At 71.0% G+C, this 17,921-nt stretch carries 13 protein-coding genes and 1 pseudogene; 12 read left to right on the top strand and 2 right to left on the bottom strand.

Translation table 11 applies throughout. The features are described 5' to 3' along the window. The first annotated feature begins 87 nt into the window (after positions 1–87). The 4 genes and pseudogenes from PV963_RS02690 (at position 88) to PV963_RS02675 (ending at position 7,016) form a co-directional block, all read left to right on the top strand. Positions 88–1,356, top strand: a complete 1,269-nt coding sequence (locus tag PV963_RS02690) for an aspartate aminotransferase family protein (RefSeq protein WP_274813961.1) — start codon at positions 88–90, stop codon at positions 1,354–1,356. Continuing rightward, positions 1,353–4,227, top strand: a pseudogene (locus PV963_RS02685) (FAD-binding and (Fe-S)-binding domain-containing protein). Before PV963_RS02690 ends, PV963_RS02685 begins: the two are co-directional and overlap by 4 nt. Further along, the gene (locus PV963_RS02680) at positions 4,224–5,663 is read left to right on the top strand and encodes an NAD-dependent succinate-semialdehyde dehydrogenase (protein WP_274813960.1); all 1,440 of its coding nucleotides are present in this window, start codon (positions 4,224–4,226) and stop codon (positions 5,661–5,663) included. Before PV963_RS02685 ends, PV963_RS02680 begins: the two are co-directional and overlap by 4 nt. A gap of 168 nt (positions 5,664–5,831) precedes the next feature. Beyond that, entirely contained in the window at positions 5,832–7,016 is a 1,185-nt protein-coding gene (locus PV963_RS02675; RefSeq protein ID WP_274813959.1) for an aminotransferase class V-fold PLP-dependent enzyme, read from the top strand. A gap of 69 nt (positions 7,017–7,085) precedes the next feature. Here PV963_RS02675 and PV963_RS02670 read toward each other — a convergent pair whose 3' ends face one another. Further along, the gene (locus PV963_RS02670) at positions 7,086–7,832 is read right to left on the bottom strand and encodes an IclR family transcriptional regulator (protein WP_274821917.1); all 747 of its coding nucleotides are present in this window, start codon (positions 7,830–7,832) and stop codon (positions 7,086–7,088) included. A 296-nt stretch (positions 7,833–8,128) separates the two neighbouring features. Then, on the bottom strand, positions 8,129–8,875 hold the full coding sequence (locus PV963_RS02665) for an IclR family transcriptional regulator (RefSeq protein WP_274821916.1): 747 nt from the start codon (positions 8,873–8,875) through the stop codon (positions 8,129–8,131). A gap of 280 nt (positions 8,876–9,155) precedes the next feature. Here PV963_RS02665 and solA (PV963_RS02660) point away from each other — a divergent pair, with 280 nt between their 5' ends. The 8 genes from solA (PV963_RS02660) (at position 9,156) to PV963_RS02625 (ending at position 17,909) form a co-directional block, all read left to right on the top strand. Further along, positions 9,156–10,292: an N-methyl-L-tryptophan oxidase gene (gene solA / locus PV963_RS02660; RefSeq protein WP_274813958.1), complete on the top strand. Its 1,137-nt coding sequence runs from the start codon at positions 9,156–9,158 to the stop codon at positions 10,290–10,292. Between the two features lie 61 nt (positions 10,293–10,353). Next, positions 10,354–11,490 carry an N-methyl-L-tryptophan oxidase gene (solA, locus tag PV963_RS02655; RefSeq protein ID WP_274813957.1) on the top strand — a complete coding sequence of 379 codons (1,137 nt, stop codon included), beginning with the start codon at positions 10,354–10,356 and terminating at the stop codon, positions 11,488–11,490. Beyond that, the gene (locus PV963_RS02650) at positions 11,487–12,473 is read left to right on the top strand and encodes a succinylglutamate desuccinylase/aspartoacylase family protein (RefSeq protein WP_274821915.1); all 987 of its coding nucleotides are present in this window, start codon (positions 11,487–11,489) and stop codon (positions 12,471–12,473) included. Before solA (PV963_RS02655) ends, PV963_RS02650 begins: the two co-directional genes overlap by 4 nt. Positions 12,474–12,556: 83 nt before the next feature. After that, a complete protein-coding gene (locus PV963_RS02645; protein WP_274813956.1) occupies positions 12,557–13,660 on the top strand; it encodes an ABC transporter substrate-binding protein in 1,104 nt (367 codons plus the stop codon). A 75-nt stretch (positions 13,661–13,735) separates the two neighbouring features. Then, positions 13,736–14,791, top strand: a complete 1,056-nt coding sequence (locus PV963_RS02640) for an ABC transporter ATP-binding protein (protein ID WP_274813955.1) — start codon at positions 13,736–13,738, stop codon at positions 14,789–14,791. 3 nt (positions 14,792–14,794) lie between these two features. Then, a complete protein-coding gene (locus PV963_RS02635) occupies positions 14,795–15,691 on the top strand; it encodes an ABC transporter permease (protein ID WP_274813954.1) in 897 nt (298 codons plus the stop codon). Beyond that, positions 15,688–16,554, top strand: coding sequence for an ABC transporter permease (locus tag PV963_RS02630; protein ID WP_274813953.1), 867 nt, complete (start codon positions 15,688–15,690; stop codon positions 16,552–16,554). The genes PV963_RS02635 and PV963_RS02630 overlap by 4 nt, the downstream gene beginning before the upstream one ends. Beyond that, on the top strand, positions 16,551–17,909 hold the full coding sequence (locus PV963_RS02625) for an aminotransferase class III-fold pyridoxal phosphate-dependent enzyme (RefSeq protein ID WP_274813952.1): 1,359 nt from the start codon (positions 16,551–16,553) through the stop codon (positions 17,907–17,909). The genes PV963_RS02630 and PV963_RS02625 overlap by 4 nt, the downstream gene beginning before the upstream one ends. Positions 17,910–17,921: the final 12 nt, after the last annotated feature.

Raw genomic sequence — 17,921 nt, 5'->3', positions numbered from 1 at the left:
GCGTTGTCGCCCGTCGCGGGGGCTTGGATGCTCGGTTACCGGAGCTGAGCCCAGCAACCACACCTCGACGTACGGCCGGGAGACAACATGACCGCACTGTCGCCGCACCTTCGCCAGGCCACACCCGTGGTGGCGGCCCGGGGCGAGGGCGTCCACCTCTACGGTGAGGACGGCCGCCGCTACCTCGACTTCACCGCCGGCATCGGCGTCACCAGCACCGGGCACTGCCACCCCAAGGTCGTGGCGGCGGCGCAGGAGCAGGTGGGCTCGCTGATCCACGGCCAGTACACCACCGTCATGCACCAGCCGCTGCGCCGTCTCGTCGACAAGCTGGGCGAGGTGCTGCCGGCCGGCCTCGACAGCCTGTTCTTCACCAACTCCGGCAGCGAGGCCGTCGAGGCGGCACTGCGGCTGGCCCGCCAGGCCACCGGCCGCCCCAACGTCCTGGTCTGCCACGGAGGTTTCCACGGCCGTACCGTCGCCGCCGCCTCCATGACCACCTCCGGCATCCGCTTCCGGTCCGGCTTCTCCCCGCTGATGAGCGGCGTGGTCGTCACCCCGTTCCCGACGGCCTTCCGGTACGGCTGGGACGAGGAGACCGCCACCCGCTTCGCCCTGAAGGAGCTCGACTACACCCTCCAGACGATCTCGTCGCCCGCCGACACGGCCGCGATCATCGTCGAGCCGGTGCTCGGCGAGGGCGGCTACGTGCCTGCGAACCGCGCCTTCATCGAAGGGCTGCGCGAGCGGGCGGACCGGCACGGCATCCTGCTGATCTTCGACGAGGTGCAGACCGGCGTCGGCCGCACCGGGCGCTTCTGGGGCCACGACCACTTCGGCGTCACCCCGGACATCCTCGTCACCGCCAAGGGCCTGGCCAGCGGCTTCCCCATCTCCGGCATCGCCGCCTCCGAGGAACTGATGGCCAAGGCGTGGCCCGGCTCGCAGGGCGGCACGTACGGCGCCAACGCCGTCGCCTGCGCCGCCGCCTGCGCGACCCTCGACGTCGTACGCGACGAGAAGCTCGTCGAGAACGCCGAGGCGATGGGCAAGCGGCTGCGCCACGGTCTGGAGGCGGTGGCCGACCGGACCCCGGGCATCGGCGACGTCCGCGGCCTCGGACTCATGCTCGCCACCGAGTTCGTCACCGAGGACGGCAGCCCCGACTCCGAGACCGCCGCCCGTGTGCAGCGCGCCGCCATCGACGAGGGCCTGCTCCTGCTGCTGTGCGGAGCCTGGAACCAGGTGGTCCGCATGATCCCGGCGCTCGTGATCGACGAGGCGGGCGTGGACGAGGGCCTGCAGGCCTGGGCGAACGCCGTGGAGGCCGGTACGTCGGGAGCGGCGGACCGATGACCACCGCCACCCGCGACCTGGAGGGTCTGACGGACCGCATCGCCGAGATCGCGCCCGGCCTGCGGGTGGAGACCGGCCCGGGGGCGACGGGCCCCTATGCCTACGACGCCTCGAACTACCGTGTGCTGCCGCGGGCCGTGGCCTTCCCGCGCACCGCCGACGACGTGGTCGCGGTGCTGCGGGCCTGCCGGGAGGCGGGCGTGCCGGTCACGGCCCGGGGTGGCGGCACCAGCATGGCCGGCAACGCGGTCGGGCTCGGGGTCGTCCTGGACTTCTCCCGGTACATGAACCGGATCCTGGACATCGACCCGGCGGCACGCACCGCGCGCGTCGAGGCCGGTGTCGTCCTCGACGCGCTGCGCGGGGCGACCGCGCTGCACGGGCTGGACTTCGGTCCGGATCCGTCCTCGCACAGCCGCTGCACCCTCGGCGGCATGATCGGCAACGACGCGTGCGGCAACCGGTCGGTGCGGGACGGGCGGACCAGCGGCCATGTGGAGGCCCTGGAGATCGTGACGGCCGACGGCGTGCGGGCCGTCGTCGACCACTCCGGGCTGCGTGCCGCCGAGCCGGGCGACGCGGAGGCTGTGCGGCGCGTCGCCCGGCTCGAATCCGGCCTCAGGCGGCTGGTCGAGGACAACCTGGCGCTGATCCGTACCGAGCTGGGCCGGATCCCGCGTCAGGTCTCCGGCTTCCAGCTGCATCACCTGCTGCCGGAGCACGGGTTCGATCTGGTCCGTGCTCTGGTGGGCACCGAGGGCACCTGTGCGGTCGTCACCGCCGCGACGGTCCGCCTGGTGGCGACCGCACAGGCCTCCACACTGCTGACCCTCGGCTACGAGGACGTGGTCGAGGCGGCCGAGGACGTGCCGGAGATCCTGCGCTTCTCGCCCAGCGCGGTGGAGGGCATGGACGAGGCGATCGTCGCCACCATGCGCGCCCGCCGCGGCCCGGACTCCGTCACCGGCCTGCCGGAGGGGCGGGCCTGGTTGTATGTCGAGTTGGAGGGTGACGATCAGGCTGCGGTGAACGCCCGCGCCGCCGAGCTGTTGGATGTGCTCAAGACGCGGGGGCGGATGACCGGCGGCCGGGTGGTGGAGAGCCCGGCCGAGCGGCGGTCGCTGTGGCGGGTGCGTGAGGACGGGGCGGGGCTGGCCGCCCGCCTCGTCGACGGTGGCGAGTCCTGGCCGGGCTGGGAGGACGCGGCCGTCGCGCCCGAGCACCTGGCCGCCTACCTGCGCGACTTCCGCAAGCTGCTGACCAGCCACGACCTGACCGGCGTGCTGTACGGGCACTTCGGCGCGGGATGCGTGCACGTGCGGATCGACTTCGACCCGGCCACCGAGGGCGGCCGGGCGGTCATGCGCCGGTTCCTGACCGAGGCGGCCGCGCTGGTGGTCGAGCACGGCGGCACGCTGTCGGGTGAGCACGGCGACGGACGGGCGCGCAGCGAACTGCTGGAGGTCATGTACAGCCACCGCATGATCGCCGCGTTCGCCGCGTTCAAGAAGGTCTTCGATCCCGAGGGTCTGCTGAACCCCGGCGTGATCGTCGATCCGGCCCCGCTGGACGCCGACCTCGCGCTGCGCGAACTCCCCCTCGTGGAGACGACGTTCGGCTTTCCGCATGACGAGGACGGTTTCGCCGGCGCAGTGCGCCGCTGCGTCGGTGTGGGCCGTTGCCGCAGTGACGCGGGTGGCGTGATGTGCCCGAGCTACCGGGCCACGGGGGAGGAGAACGCCTCCACCCGTGGCCGGGCCCGCATGCTCCAGGAGATGGTGCGCGGCGAAGCGATCCAGGACGGCTGGCGCTCGACCGAGGTCAAGGACGCCCTCGATCTGTGCCTGTCCTGCAAGGCCTGCTCCAGCGACTGCCCCGTCGGCGTCGACATGGCCACCTACAAGGCGGAGTTCCTCCACCAGCACTACAAGGGACGGTTCCGTCCGCGTTCCCATTACTCGCTGGGCTGGCTGCCGCTGACGTCGGCGTTGGCCGGATACGTGGCCCGCCCGGTCAATCTGCTGCTGCGGGACCGTTCGGCAGGCTCCTCGCCCGCCTCGGCGGTGTGACCACCCGGCGCAGGATCCCGGCCTTCGCCTCCCGGCGTGCCCTGCGCAAGACCCTGCGCGCGGCCAGAACCCCAGGGCCGGCGAAGGCCGTGCTGTTCGTGGACAGCTTCACCCGCGCCTTCCGCCCCGAGGTCGCCGCAGCCGCCGGGCGCGTCCTGGCCGACGCCGGCGTCCCCTGCACGCCCCAGGACGGCCTGTGCTGCGGACTGACCTGGGTCAGCACCGGACAGCTGAACGTCGCCCGCAGAATCATGGCCCGCACGGTCGCCACCCTCGACAACGGCGACGACCGGCCGATCATCGTGGCCGAGCCGAGCTGTGCGGCCGCGTTGAAACGTGACGTCCCGAATTGCTCGGTACCGAGGCCGCCCAGCGCGTCGCAAGCCGCGTCCAGACCTTCGCCGGGGCCCTCACCGACCTCGCCGACCAGGGCTGGAGCCCGCCGCCGCTGCCCGAGAACGTCGTGCTCCAGACCCACTGCCACGAGTACGCCACCTTCAAGGGCCGCCGCCCCGCCGACCTATTGCGCCGACTCGGCGTGGGAGGCGTCGACGAGGCCGAGGGCTGCTGCGGACTCGCCGGCAACTTCGGCTTCGAGGCAGAGCACTACGACACCTCCATGGCCGTCGCCGATCTCGCCCTCAAACCCCGTATCGACAACCTCGACGGACGCACCGTCGTGGCCGACGGCTTCAGCTGCGCCACCCAGATCGACCACCTCGCCGGCGACCGGGACATCCGCGCCCTGCACCTCGCGGAACTCCTCGACCCCGCCGCCGATCGAACAGGAGAGACATCATGACCGAGGTACTGAACCAGTTGTTCATCGGTGGTGCCTGGGTGGACGCCGCGGACGGCGCCACCATGCCCGTCGACGACCCCGCGACCGGCGAGATCCTCTGCCACGTCGCCGACGCCGGTCCGAAGGACGCCAAGCTTGCTGAGGAAGCGGCCGTTCAGGCCCAGCAGGACTGGGCACGTACCGCACCCCGGGCCCGCAGCGAGATCCTTCGCCGCGCCTACGAGCTCATCCTCGAGCGCACCGACGAACTCGCCCACCTGATGACGTCCGAGATGGGCAAGCCGCTCGCCGAGGCCAGGGGAGAGGTGGCGTACGCCGCCGAGTTCTTCCGCTGGTTCTCCGAGGAGGCCGTCCGCATCGACGGCGGCTGCGGCACCCTGCCCGACGGGCGCAACCGCATGCTGCTCTCCCGTCGCCCGGTGGGCCCCTGCCTGCTGATCACGCCGTGGAACTTCCCGCTGGCCATGGGCACCCGCAAGATCGGCCCGGCGATCGCGGCGGGCTGCACGATGGTCCTCAAGCCGGCCCCGCAGACCCCGCTCTCCAGCCTCGCCCTGGCCGGGGTCCTGAAGGAGGCCGGGCTGCCGGACGGCGTGCTGAACGTCGTCACCACCTCCCGCGCCGGCGAGGTCTGCGAACCGCTCCTGCGCGGCGGCCGGATCCGCAAGCTGTCCTTCACCGGCTCCACGGGCGTCGGCCGGCTGCTGCTCGCCCAGTGCGCCGACACCGTCGTACGGACGTCGATGGAGCTGGGCGGCAACGCGCCGTTCATCGTCTTCGACGACGCCGATCTGGACGTGGCCGTGGACGGCGCGATGGTCGCCAAGATGCGCAACATGGGCGAGGCGTGCACCGCCGCGAACCGCTTCTTCGTGCACCGCTCGGTGGCCGACGAGTTCGGCCGGCGGCTCGCCGAGCGCATGGGCGCGCTCGTGGTGGGCCCCGGCACCCGGGAGGGTGTCGACGTCGGCCCGCTGATCGACGCCGCCGGACGGGCCAAGGTCGCGGAGCTCGTCGCCGACGCCGTCGAGCGCGGTGCCCGGGTGCTCGTCGGCGGCCGTACGCCGGAAGGCGCGGGCTGCTTCTACCCGCCGACCGTGCTCGCCGACGTCGACCCCGGCAGCCGCCTGATGGACACGGAGATCTTCGGCCCCGTCGCGGCGATCCTCACCTTCGACGACGAGGACGAGGTCCTGCGCCGCGCCAACGACACGCAGTGGGGTCTGGTCGGTTACGTCTTCACCCAGGGCCTGGACCGTGGGCTGCGCGTCAGCGAGGGTCTGGAGGTGGGCATGGTGGGCCTGAACACCGGCCTCGTCTCCAACCCGGCCGCGCCGTTCGGCGGGGTCAAGCAGTCCGGCCTCGGCCGCGAGGGCGGCCGGGTCGGGATCGAGGAGTTCCTGGAGTACCAGTACGTCGCGGTGCCCGTGCGATGACGGCGTTTCCGTCCTGACACACGCCCCATCGCGCACCGCGCGGGAAGCCCCCGCGTACCCGGCCCGCACGCGGGTCGCCCCGTGCCCGGCCTCCCCCCGGTCGGGCACGGGGCACACGGCCGACACGTCCGGCGCACCGGCGGCCCCATGACATCGGAGAAGAGCACCATGGCGAGTCCGACCCCTGGCCAGGACGACTTCTGGAAGCACGTCCGCGCGGCCTACCCGGAGCAGCAGCCCCTGCTCAACCTGAACAACGCGGCGGTCAGCCCGCCGCCCCTGGTCGTCGAGCAGGCGACGATCGACGCCTACCGGCTGGTCAACCGGAACCCCGACCGCAACATGTGGAGCAACCTCGACCTCGCGCTCCCCGAGGTCAAGGCGGAACTCGCCGAGCTGATCGACTGCGACCCCGGCGAGATCGCGCTGAACCGGAACTCCACCGAGGGCCTGTGCACGGCGATCTTCGGTATCCCGCTGGCCGCCGGCGACCAGGTCGTGGTCTCGCACTGGGACTACCCGAGCGTGCGCGCCGCCTGGCTCCAGCGGCAGGAACGCGAGGGCATCGAGGTCGTCACCGCCGACTACGACCTCATGGACAGCGACGACGAGATCTTCGAGGCGTACGCGGCGGTCCTGACACCGCGCACCCGTGTCCTTCAGATCACCCACATGTCCCACTGGACGGGACGGGTCGTGCCGGCGAAGCGGCTGTGCCGGCTGGCGAGGGACAACGGGACGCTCACCGTGGTGGACGGCGCCCAGACCTTCGCGCAGATGCCGGTGAGCTTCCGTGACCTGGACTGCGACTTCTTCGTCACCAGTCTGCACAAGTGGATGGGCGCGCCGGTCGGCAACGGCATGCTGGTCGTCAGAGAGGGAGTCATCGACCGCACGTGGCCCCTGCTGGCCCCCTTCGATCCGCCGCCGCTGGGCGTCGACAAGTTCGACCACTGGAACCTCGGCACGTACAACTCGGCCCTGCAGGCCGGCATCCTGCCGGCGGCGCGCTTCCACCGGGAGATCGGGGCCCGGGCCGTCCACGCGCGCGTACGGGAGCTGACCCGGTACTGGGTGGAGCGCGCCGCCGCGATCCCCGGGTTCAGGCTGCACACGCCGCTGGACACGGAGACCCTGGGCGCGGTGAGTCTCTTCTCCGTCGACGGCCTGGACGCCAGAGTCGTGGAACAGGAGCTCCGGGACGCGCACCAGGTGCATGTGAAGTACCGGGAGGTGCGGCACCTGAGCGGCATGCGCGTGTCGCCCCACATCTACATGCGCGAGAGCGAGCTCGACCGCTTCGTGGACGCTCTCGCGGAAGTGGTGGACAAGCAGAGTGCGGGCCGCTCCTGACGCGCGAACGCGTCACGCCCCCTGCCGGCCCCGTCGGCAGCAGGGGGCGCTGTCATGCGTGCCGGGCTGTCACGCGCCCGATCGGCGGTCGCTGATGCCGCCCGCCGTGTCGGCGACCAGGCGGCCCCACTCGGGCAGCCGGTCCGCGTCGTAGCGGGAGTCCGGCATGGAGACGGCCACGGAGGCGAGCGGTGTGCCGTCCTCGTCGAGGACGGGTGCGGCGATCGCGCAGACATCGGGACGGTACTGGTTGCGGTTGAGGGCGTAGCCGTCGGTGCGCACCCGCTTCAGCTCGGCGCGCAGCTCGGCCGGGTCGACCGTCGTCGCGTCGCGGTAGCGCTCCAGCCTCTGGGCGACCAGTTCGTCCACGTCGGCGGGCGGTAGATGGGCCAGGATCGCGCGCCCGGTGGCGGTGGCGTGCAGGGGAGAGGTGTCGCCGATCGCGTAGTACGTCCGCACCGCGTGCGCGCAGTCCACCCGGTCGACGACGACCATGCACTGCAGGGCGTCCGGCACCGACAGGTGGATCGTCTCGTTCAGCGCGTCCCGCAGCCGGATCATGGGCTCCCGCGCCGCCGCGAACAGGCTGGAGCCCTGAAGCGCCGCCGGACGTACGGCGAGCACCCGGGCGCCGATCTCCCAGCGGGTGGTGTCCTGGCGGTTCGCCCGCAGCCATCCCGCCTCGTTCAGGCTGACCAGCGTGCGCTGCACCGTCGACTTGGGCAGACCGAAGAGCTTGGTCAACTCGCCCACCGTCACGGGCTGGTGGTGGGCGACCGCCTCCAGGATGCGCAGCGACCTGGTCACGCTCTTCATTTCCATCGGGGCCCCCGTCACATTTCGTTCGTCGGTCTCAACCTCTTGACTCCCTCCCGGAGTCGCGGGATGATCGTGCCGGATTCTAGCATGGCGTTCCACAATACGGCACGACACGGGTCCCCCGCGGTGATGGACGGTGGTAGCGCCCTGACTGCGCTTGCCCCCGCGGGGCAGCCCCCTACGGCCGGCCATTCCCCTGGCCGGGCGCAGGGCGGCGGCTGCTGTCCGACGTGAGAAAAGGACCGGCCCCACGCTGATGCGTGAGGGCCGGTCCTCTTGTCGGAGGTGCTCGTTCAGGCGCCCATGCGGCGCCCTGTGATCTCCGCGGCGGCGTCGGCGACCAGACGGCCCCACTCGGGCAGCCGGTCCGCGTCGTAGCGCGAGTCGGGCATGGAGATGGCCACGGTGGCCAGCGGTGTGCCCTCCTCGTCGAGGACGGGTGCGGCGATCGCGCAGACATCGGGGCGGTACTGGTTGCGGTTGACCGCGTATCCGTGGATGCGGATTCGGTCCAGTTCGGCACGCAGTTCGTCGGGGTCGGTGGGCGTCGTGTCGCTGTAGCGCTCCAGCCCGTGCGCGATGAGCTCGTCGACGTCCTGCTTCGGCAGATGGGCCAGTACGGCCCGCCCTGTCGCGGTGGCGTGCAGGGGCGAGGTGTCGCCGACGGTGTGGAACGTCCGTACGGCGTGACTGCAGTCCACGCGGTCGACGACGACCATGCACTGCAGGGCGTCCGGCACCGACAGGTGGATCGTCTCGTTCACCGTGTCCCTCAGGCGGACCATGGGCTCGCGTGCGGCGGCGAACAGGCTGGACCCCTGCAGGGCGGCGGGCCGTACGGCCAGGACACGGGCGCCGATCTCCCAGCGGGTGGTGTCCTTGCGGTTGGCCCGCAGCCAGCCGGCCTCGGCCAGGGTGACCAGGGTGCGCTGCACCGTCGACTTCGGAAGGCCGAAGATCTTCGTCAATTCCCCCACGGTGACCGGCTGATGCTGGGCGACCGCCTCCAGGATGCGCAGCGACCTGGTGACGCTCTTCATTTCCATCCGGTTTCCCCCTGTTAATCCTCAGAATCTCTGGCGGACACCTCTTGACTCCCCTGGGAGCCACTGTCATTCTCTGTGCCAGATACTAGCACAGCATTCCACAATGTGGCACGGTCGCCGGAAGATCCCGAGGGCGCAGCCGGAACTCCGAGACAGGGCGTTCGTGAGCCGAGGTCCCCCGAAGGACCCGCCCCCTCCGCCCGAAACCACCTCGAATCGAACAGCCTCACGCAGGGGCTCAGCATGCGCCCCGGCGATACGAAAGGAAAGCCCCGTGTCAGCTGCCAGGAAGCGAGTCGCCGTCGTCGGCGTGGGAACCATGGGCAGCCAGGCCGCCTGGCGCCTCGCGGCCCGTGGCGCGGAGGTCGTCGCCTACGACCGCTTCGCGCCCGGCCACGACCGCAGCGCCGCCGGCGGCGAGACCCGCATCTTCCGCAGCGCGCACTTCGAGGACTCCCGGTACGTCCCGCTCCTCAAGCACGCCGACACCCTGTGGGAGCAGCTCCAGCAGGAGACCGGCCGCGAGCTGCGCCGCCTGACCGGATGCCTGCTGATGGGGTCCACCGAGCACCAGCAGATGGCCACGGTCCTGGAGTCCATCGCCGAGCACGGCCTCGACCACGAGGTGCTCGACGCCGAGGCCATGGGCAAGCGCTTCCCGCAGTACCGGCTGGAGGACGGCGACGCGGCCGTGCTCGACCGCCGGGCCGGCTTCATCCGGCCCGAGCTGACCGTCCAGACCGCGGCCCGGCGCGCCGAGCAGCTGGGTGCCCGGATCGAGCGCTACACGCCGGTGCGCGAGATCACCCCGGCCGGCGGCGGGGTGGAGGTACGCACCGACGCCGGCAGCGAGCACTTCGACGCGGTCGTCGTCACCGTCGGCCCCTGGGTGAACGATCTGCTTCCCGACCTGCCGTGGGAGGTGGACATCCGCCGCCTGATCAGCGCCTGGTACGTCCCCACCACCGACGCCTGGTTCGGTGAGGAGCGCCCCGCGTTCATCCGCACGACCCCCACGCACTGCTACGGACTGCCCTCCCCGGACGGCGTCTCCGTCAAGCTCGGCCTGTCCCGCGCGCTGCACAAGCCCGCCGGCGACCCCAACGCGCTGGACCGCACCGTCCAGCCGGAGGAGCTGGACATCTTCACCGAGCAGATCCGCCGCCACCTGCCGGACCTGCACCCGGACCCGACCCGCCTGGCCGTCTACATGGAGGGCTACACCGAGAGCAGCCGCCCGCTGATCGGCCCGCTGCCCGGCGCCGACAACGTCGTCCTGCTCGCGGGCTTCTCCGGCCACGGCTTCAAACTCTCACCCGCCTTCGGCGACATCGCCGCCGACCTGGCGCTGGACGGCACCACCTCCCAGCCCGTCGACTTCGTGTCCACCGTCGGCCGCACCACGGCCTGAACCGGCCCCGACCACCATCCGGCACACCGGCACGTCCGGCACATCCGGCAAGGAGAACCACATGGCGAGGAAACGCGTCGCGGTCGTCGGCACCGGCACGGTCGGCAGCCAGGCCGCCTGGCGGCTGGCGACCCGCGGAGCCGAGGTCGTCGCCTACGACCGCTTCGCCCCCGGCCACGACCGCAGCGCCGCCGGCGGCGAGACCCGGGTCTTCCGCAGCGTGCAGACCGACGACGGCCGGTACGTGCCGCTCGTACGGCACGCCGACGCCCTCTGGAAGCAGCTCCAGACGGAGACCGGCCGCGAACTGCGGCGGCTTACCGGATGCCTGTTCATGGGGCCGGCGGACGACCCCGAGATACGTACCGTCCTGGACGTCGGCTCGGAGTACGGCCTCGACCACGAGGTCATCGACGCCGAGGCCGTGGCGAAACGTTTCCCCCAGTTCCGCGTCGACGACGGTGACCTGGGGGTCCTCGACCCGCGTGCGGGGTTCGTCCGCCCGGAGCTGACGGTCCAGACCGCGGCCCGCCGTGCCGAGGAACTGGGCGCGCGGATCCGCCGCTACACCCCCGTGCTCGGCGTTCATCCCGCCGCAGGGGGAGGCGTGGAGATCCGCACGGACAGCGACACCGAGCGCTTCGACGCCGCGGTGGTCACGCCGGGCCCCTGGGTGGGCGACCTGCTGCCCGACCTGCCGTGGGAGGTGGCCGTCCACCGTGCGGTCAGCGCCTGGTTCCTGCCCCACGAGGACCACCGGGCCGGCGAGGAGCGCCCCGCCTTCATCCGCCGGGGCGGCGCCGTCCCCTTCTACGGGATCCCGTCCCCGGACGGCCTCTCCGTCAAGCTCGGCGTGTCCCAGGCCCACCACCGGCCCGTGGACGACCCGAACCGGCTGGAGAGGACCGTCGCGCCGGAGGAACTGGAGATGTTCAGCGAGATCGTGCGGCGCCACCTGCCCGGTCTGAACCCCGACCCGGTCCGCGTCTGCGCCTACATGGAGGGCTACACCGGAAGCACCCGCCCGCTGGTCGGCCCCCTGCCGGACTGCGACGACATCATCCTGCTGGCCGGCTTCTCCGGCCAGGGCTTCAAACTCTCGCCCGCCATGGGCGACATCGCCGCGGACCTCGCCCTGGAAGGCCGCACCTCCCAGCCGATCGACTTCATCAGCACGCTCGGCCGCACCACGGCCTGAATGAGGAACGACATGACACTCACCGTAGGCCCGCTCCGGGCCGAGCCGGGCCGCAAGACCCGCGGGGTGATCCCCGTGGACCTCGGACCCACGACCGTCGAGATCCCCTCGTCCTCGTCAACGGCTCCCGCCCCGGACCCCGGGTCGTCATCACCGGCGGCGTCCACGGCGGCGAGTTCGTCGGCATCGACGCGGCCACCCGCCTGGCCGGATTCCTGGAGCCGGACGACGTCACCGGCCAGGTGGTGATCTGCCCCGTGGCCAACCCGCCGGCCGTGTACGACGGCCGCCTGGGCAAGTCCCCGCTGGACGACGTCAACATCAACCGCGTCTTTCCCGGCGACCCCGCCGCAGGGCCCACCGAGCGGCTGGCGGCCTGGCTGTTCGAGCACGTCATCTCCGGTGCCGACGCCTACGCGGACCTGCACAGCGGCGGCATCGACGAGACACTGCTGGACTTCGTCGGCTACCGTCTGACCTCCGACGAGGAACTGGACGCCAGGACGCGGGCCATGGCCCACGCCGTCGGCTACGAACGAGTACTGTTCGGCCGCAACGCCGAAGGCGGCAACAGCCACGCCGCGGCCGCCCGGCAGGGCATCCCCGCCATCCTCATCGAGACCGGCCAGCTCGGCGAACGCGACCCCGCCCAGGCACGGGCCCTGCTCGACGGCCTGTACCGGCTGCTGCACCACCTCGGCGTCATCGACGCACCGCAGCACGTCGCACCGGTGACCGCGCAGCCGCGCGACTGGGTCTGGACCGGCTCCGTCGTCTCACCGGCCACCGGCCTGTGGTACCCGGACGCCGCGACCGGCGACGAGGTGACCGCGGGTCAGCCCGTCGGCCGCGTCATCGACCCGGCCGACGGCAGCGAACACAAGGTCACCGCCACCGCCACCGGACAGATCCTCTACGGCATGAACGGGCTCACCGTCGCCCCCGGCGCCGAACTCGCCGCCATCGCGGTGCCGCACGACTGACCGGCACCGCCCACAGACCCGCCCCCCGAACCGCCACTCACCTCGAACAGCTGGTCCCCACGTGCCAATTCAGGAGATTTGTCATGAGTGATCCCATGATCGGCCGCAGAGCGCTCCTGCGCGGAGCAGGCGGCCTCGCCGCCCTCGCCGCCGTGCCCTCCCTCGCTGCCTGCGGCACCGGCACCAGCCGGGCCTCGTCCGGCAGCGCCAAGGGCGGCGGCAAGTCGGTGGTCGTCCGCGACAGCGGAGGCACCTTCGGGGAGGCCCTCCAGAAGGCGATCTACACGCCGTTCACCCAGGAGACCGGCATCGCCGTCCAGGTGGTCAACCTCCAGGGCACCCAGATGCTGGCCCAGATCAAGCAGGGCCGCCCTCAGTTCGACCTCATCAACAACTCGATGATGGACCACATCAAGTTCGCGGCCCAGGACGCACTGGAGCGGCTGGACACCGATCGGATCAAGAGCCTCAAGAGCGCCAAGATCCCTCAGAACCAGATCACCGACCATGCCGTCGGCAACAGCTTCTACGGCCAGTGCATGGCGTACCGCACCGACGCCTTCGGCGGCCGCAAGCCCGAGTCGTGGGCGGACTTCTGGGACACCAAGGCGTTCAAGGGCAGCCGCTCGATGTGCAACCCGGACGCCGACCTGCCCGAGCTGGAGTTCGCACTGCTGGCCGACGGCGTCCCCATGGACAAGCTGTACCCGCTCGACCTGGACCGCGCGTTCAAGGTGCTGACCCGGCTGCGGTCCGACATCAAGAAGTTCTGGGACAGCGGCCCGCTGCCCGGCGTGCTCCTCAGCCGCGAGGAAGTGACGATGTCCACCGTCTGGGACGGCCGGATCGCCGATCTGCAGAAGCAGGGCGTCCCCGTCGCGCGGCAGCTCAACGGCATGCGCCGCCAGTTCCAGGGCTACGGCATCGCCAAGGGCGCGGCCCATGTGGACGCCGCCTACCAGCTCATGGACTACTCGCTGCGTCCCGAGGTCCAGGCCCGCCTGGCCAAGACCTTCCCGTCGAACCCGTCTTCCCCGGTGGCCTACGAGAAGCTCACCAAGGAGGAGCGCAACGCTCTCGCCGGCGCGCCGCAGTACTACGACAAGGGCTTCGACGCGGACATCAACTGGTGGCTCAAGAACGAAGCGACCGTCACCAAGCGCTGGTTGGAGTGGGCTCGTGGCTGAATTCGGTGTGGTCACGCCGTCCGTCGAGGTGGCCGGTGGCAAGCTGCCCACCCGACCGGCAAACCGCTGTCGGTGGTGGCCCTGCGCAAGACGTACGGGGACGTCGTCGCTGTCGACGAGGCGTCCATGGAGATCGCCGCCGGGGAGTTCGTCACCTTCCTCGGCGCCTCCGGGTCGGGCAAGACCACGACCCTCATGATGATCGCCGGTTTCTGCGAGCCGGACTCCGGCACCATCACCGTCGGGGACCGCGACGTCACCCGGCTCGCCCCGCAGAAGCGAAACCTCGGCTTCGTCTTCCAGCAGTACCTGCTCTTCCCGCACATGACGGTCAGCGAGAATGTCGCCTTTCCGCTCACGCTGCGCGGGGTGCCGAAGGACGAGATCCGCCGGCGGGTGGGGGAGACGCTGGAGATCGCGGGCCTGTCCGGGTTCGGCGGCCGCAAGCCGCGCGAGCTGTCCGGCGGGCAGCAGCAGCGTGTCGCCCTGTGCCGCGCGCTGGTCTACCGCCCGCCGGTGATCCTCATGGACGAGCCGCTCGGCGCCCTGGACAAGAAGCTCCGCGACCAGCTCCAGATCGAGATCAAGACCATCCAGCAGGAACTCGGCCTGACCGTCATCTACGTGACGCACGATCAGGAGGAGGCACTGGTCCTGTCGGACCGGATCGCGGTGATGCGCAACGGCCTGATCGAGCAGTTCGACACGCCGCGCGAGTTGTTCGAGCGCCCGAGGACCCCGTTCGTCGCGGACTTCCTCGGCGCGGCGAACTTCCTGCCCGGCCGCGTGCTGCAGAACACCGATGAACACACCGTGGTCCGTCTCGACCAGTCCGGTGGCCTGCTGACGGCACGACGCCACGAGCTGGCCTCCGGCACCCAGGTCAAGGTCGCCGTCCAGCCGGGCCGGCTGCGGGCCTGCGCCCCCGACGACGGCTTCTGTACCGGCACGGTCGAGACCGCCACGTACGTCGGCACGTTGGTCCGCGCGGGCGTACGCATCGACGGCGGTGACGCGCCGCTGCTGCGCCTCGAAGTACCGGCCGGCCGCGGGCCCGTCACCGGCGAGCGGGTCGGCATCACTGTCGACCCCGAGGACGTCAACCTCTTCGCCGTCGAACAGGGCGGGTGAGCCATGGCCGCCACCCTGACCGCCAACGCCCCCGCCCGTCCGCGCAAGCTGCTGGCCTCCCGCAGAACTAGGGTCGGCATCCTCTACGCGCTGCCCGTCGTCGTCTACCTGCTGGTGCTGTTCGTCTACCCGATCCTCAGCACACTGTTCCTCAGTCTGAAGAGCACCGACGGCTCCCTCACCTTGCACTGGTACGTCGAAGCTCTGACGGGCATCAACCTCTCCGTTCTGTTGACCACCGTACGGATCTCCGCGGAGACGGCGCTGTTCAGTCTCGTCTTCGGGTTCGTCCTGGCGAATGCGATCTCGCGGCTGAAGCCCTTGTGGGCGGGAGTGGCGATGCTGATCGTGGTCGTGCCGCACTTCATCAGTGCCCTGGTGCGCACCTACGGCTGGATCATCCTGCTCGGTGACAAGGGTCTGGTGAACGAGGCCATGGCCAAGCTGTGGGTTCCCGGGGCGCCGTTCCAGCTGCTGTACAACGAGATCGGCGTGGTCATCGGTACCACCTCGGTGATGCTGCCCTACACCGTGCTGCTGCTGTACGGCGTGATGCGCGGTGTGGACCGCCGCCTGCTGGCCGCCGCGGCCAGTATGGGTGCCGGGCGCGTGACGATCTTCCGCCGGGTTTACCTGCCGCTGGTCGCGCCCGGGCTGGCCAGTGCCGGACTGCTCAGCTTCATCCTGTCGCTGGGCTACTACATCACCCCCGCCCTGATGGGCGGCCCCGACCAGACGATGATCGCCTCGCTCATCAACCAGCAAGTGATGAAACAGAACCAGTGGAACGGCGCTGCGGCTGAGGGCGTCATCCTGCTGCTGCTCACCTTCGCCGGACTGCTGCTGGTCAAGCTCATCACCTCGCTCGGCGCCAGCCGGAAGAAGAGGAGTGCGTCATGATGGAGCTGCGCAGAACCCTCGCCGGTCGGATCGCCCTGACCGCGGTCGCCACCGTGATCCTGCTGTTCCTGGCCCTGCCGATCGTCGTCATCCTCGTCACCTCCTTCAGCGACAACGCCTTCGCCGCCTTCCCCCCGGACTCCTGGACGCTCGGCTGGTACAAGGCACTGTTCGCCGACGGCAGCAAGTGGCCGGCCGCGCTGTCGCTGAGCGCGCTGGTCGCCTGCCTGAGTACCGTGTTCTCGCTGGTCATCGGTGTGACCGCGGCGACCGCCCTGACCCGCAGCGAACTGCCGTTGCGCTCCGCGGTCTACGCCCTGGTCCTCGGACCGTTGCTCATCCCGCAGATCGTCACCGCCCTGGGCCTGTTCCTGCTCTTCGAACCGGCCTCGATGCTGGGCAGCCCGCTCGCGATCGCTCTCGGCCACACCGTGCTGGCCTCGCCGATCGCGGTGCTGATCCTGGTGGCGACCCTGCGCGGGATCGACGAGCGGCTGGAGGACGCCGCCGCCAGCATGGGCGCCGGCCGGCTGACCATCGCCCGGCGGATCACCTTCCCCCTGGCCGCCCCCGGCATGATCGCGGCGGCGATCTTCTCCTTCATCACCAGCTTCGACGAGTTCTACATCTCGCAGTTCCTGTCCTCGGTCGACACCGTCACCCTGCCGGTGCAGATCTACAACTCCCTGACCTTCGACATCGACCCCAGCGTGACCGCGATCAGCGCGATCCTGATCGCTTTCGCGATCCTCGCCCTCGCCCTGGTGGCCCTGGTGCGCTGGCTCGGCTCCGGACGGCAGGACTCCCTGCTGTCGGTCGAGAACACGGCAGGGATCGCCGCACCCGGAGGCGAGGCCGTATGACCACCACCACCGCTCAGCGGCACCTGCTGCTGAACATGACCGCCAACGGATCGCTCGCGAAGCCCGGCAAGGACCTCTTCGTCGTGCGCCACGGCGAGGGACCGTACGTCGACGACGCGGCCGGCAACCGCTACATCGACGGCCTGTCCGGGCTGTACTGCTGCCAGATCGGCTACTCCTACGCCGACGAGATCGCCGAAGCGGCCCAGAAGCAACTGCGCGAACTGTGCTACAGCCCCCTGTGGTCGGATTCCGCCCACCCCACCGGCCTGGCTCTCGCGGAGCGCCTTGCCGCCCTGGCCCCCGACGGCATCGAGCACGTCTTCTTCAGCGGCGGCGGCGCCGAGGCGGTGGAGACCGCCTGGAAGATCGCCCGCAGGTACCACACCCTGCGCGGCGAGGCGGGCCGGATCAAGGCCATCTCCCGGCGCGGCGCCTACCACGGGCTGACCCTGGGGGCGCTGTCCTTCACCGACGACCCCGGTCTCACCGAGCCGTACGGGCCGCCCGCCGTCGAGACCCACTTCGTCGCCAACACCAACCGGGCCGCTCTGGAACAGCCGCTGGACGAGGCGGGCTTCACCGCGCACCTGCTCGCCGACGTGGAGGCCACGGTCCTCGCCGCGGGACCTGAAACCGTGGCGATGCTCATCGCCGAGCCGGTGCAGAACCGGGGCGGCTGCATCACCCCGCCCGCCGGCTACTGGCAGGGACTGCGCCGACTGGCCGACCGCTACGGCTTCCTGCTGGTCGCCGACGAAGTCATCACCGCCTTCGGCCGGCTGGGGGAGTGGTTCGGCGGCGAGTGCTACGGCGCCCGGCCGGACATCGTCACCGTCGCCAAGGGCATCACCGCCGGCTACGCCCCCATGGGCGCGACCCTGGTCGCGGACCGCGTCGCCGAGGTGATCAACCAGCCCGGCGAGGTCCTCAACCACGGCTACACCTTCAGCGGCCACCCGCTCAGCGCGGCCATCGCCCTGCGCAGCCTGGAGATCATGGAGCGGGACCGGATCCTGGAGAACGTCCGCGGCCACCAGGACCACCTCGCCACCCGCATGACCTCCCTCGGGGACCTGCCCATCGTCGGTGACGTCCGCGGCGCCGGATACTTCTACGCCCTCGAACTCGTCGGCGACCTCGACGGCGGCGGCTTCAGCGACACCGCGCGCGCCGCGCTCGTCGCCGACCTGATCCCGCGCCGTCTGCGCGAGGCCGGGCTGCTCGCCCGCGTCTACAACCGTGCCGCCCCGCTGGTCCAGATCGCGCCCCCGCTGATCAGCGACCGCGCACTGCTGGACCGTATCGCCGACATCATCGCGGACACCCTCGACGAGGCCTCCGCCCGCCTGTGATCCACCTTTTCG

The organism is Streptomyces coeruleorubidus (genome assembly GCF_028885415.1).
In the GTDB taxonomy this organism is placed as follows: domain Bacteria; phylum Actinomycetota; class Actinomycetes; order Streptomycetales; family Streptomycetaceae; genus Streptomyces; species Streptomyces coeruleorubidus_A.
This window is presented reverse-complemented; position numbering and strand designations above follow the sequence as displayed.

What these genes read in the sequence shown, in the direction of transcription:
- PV963_RS02690 (WP_274813961.1), top strand. Translation starts at nt 88, where the DNA reads ATGACCGCACTGTCGCCGCACCTTCGCCAGGCCACACCCGTGGTGGCG.
- PV963_RS02680 (WP_274813960.1), top strand. Translation starts at nt 4,224, where the DNA reads ATGACCGAGGTACTGAACCAGTTGTTCATCGGTGGTGCCTGGGTGGAC.
- PV963_RS02675 (WP_274813959.1), top strand. Translation starts at nt 5,832, where the DNA reads ATGGCGAGTCCGACCCCTGGCCAGGACGACTTCTGGAAGCACGTCCGC.
- PV963_RS02670 (WP_274821917.1), bottom strand. Translation starts at nt 7,832, where the DNA reads ATGAAGAGCGTGACCAGGTCGCTGCGCATCCTGGAGGCGGTCGCCCAC.
- PV963_RS02665 (WP_274821916.1), bottom strand. Translation starts at nt 8,875, where the DNA reads ATGAAGAGCGTCACCAGGTCGCTGCGCATCCTGGAGGCGGTCGCCCAG.
- solA (WP_274813957.1), top strand. Translation starts at nt 10,354, where the DNA reads ATGGCGAGGAAACGCGTCGCGGTCGTCGGCACCGGCACGGTCGGCAGC.
- PV963_RS02645 (WP_274813956.1), top strand. Translation starts at nt 12,557, where the DNA reads ATGAGTGATCCCATGATCGGCCGCAGAGCGCTCCTGCGCGGAGCAGGC.
- PV963_RS02635 (WP_274813954.1), top strand. Translation starts at nt 14,795, where the DNA reads ATGGCCGCCACCCTGACCGCCAACGCCCCCGCCCGTCCGCGCAAGCTG.
- PV963_RS02630 (WP_274813953.1), top strand. Translation starts at nt 15,688, where the DNA reads ATGATGGAGCTGCGCAGAACCCTCGCCGGTCGGATCGCCCTGACCGCG.
- PV963_RS02625 (WP_274813952.1), top strand. Translation starts at nt 16,551, where the DNA reads ATGACCACCACCACCGCTCAGCGGCACCTGCTGCTGAACATGACCGCC.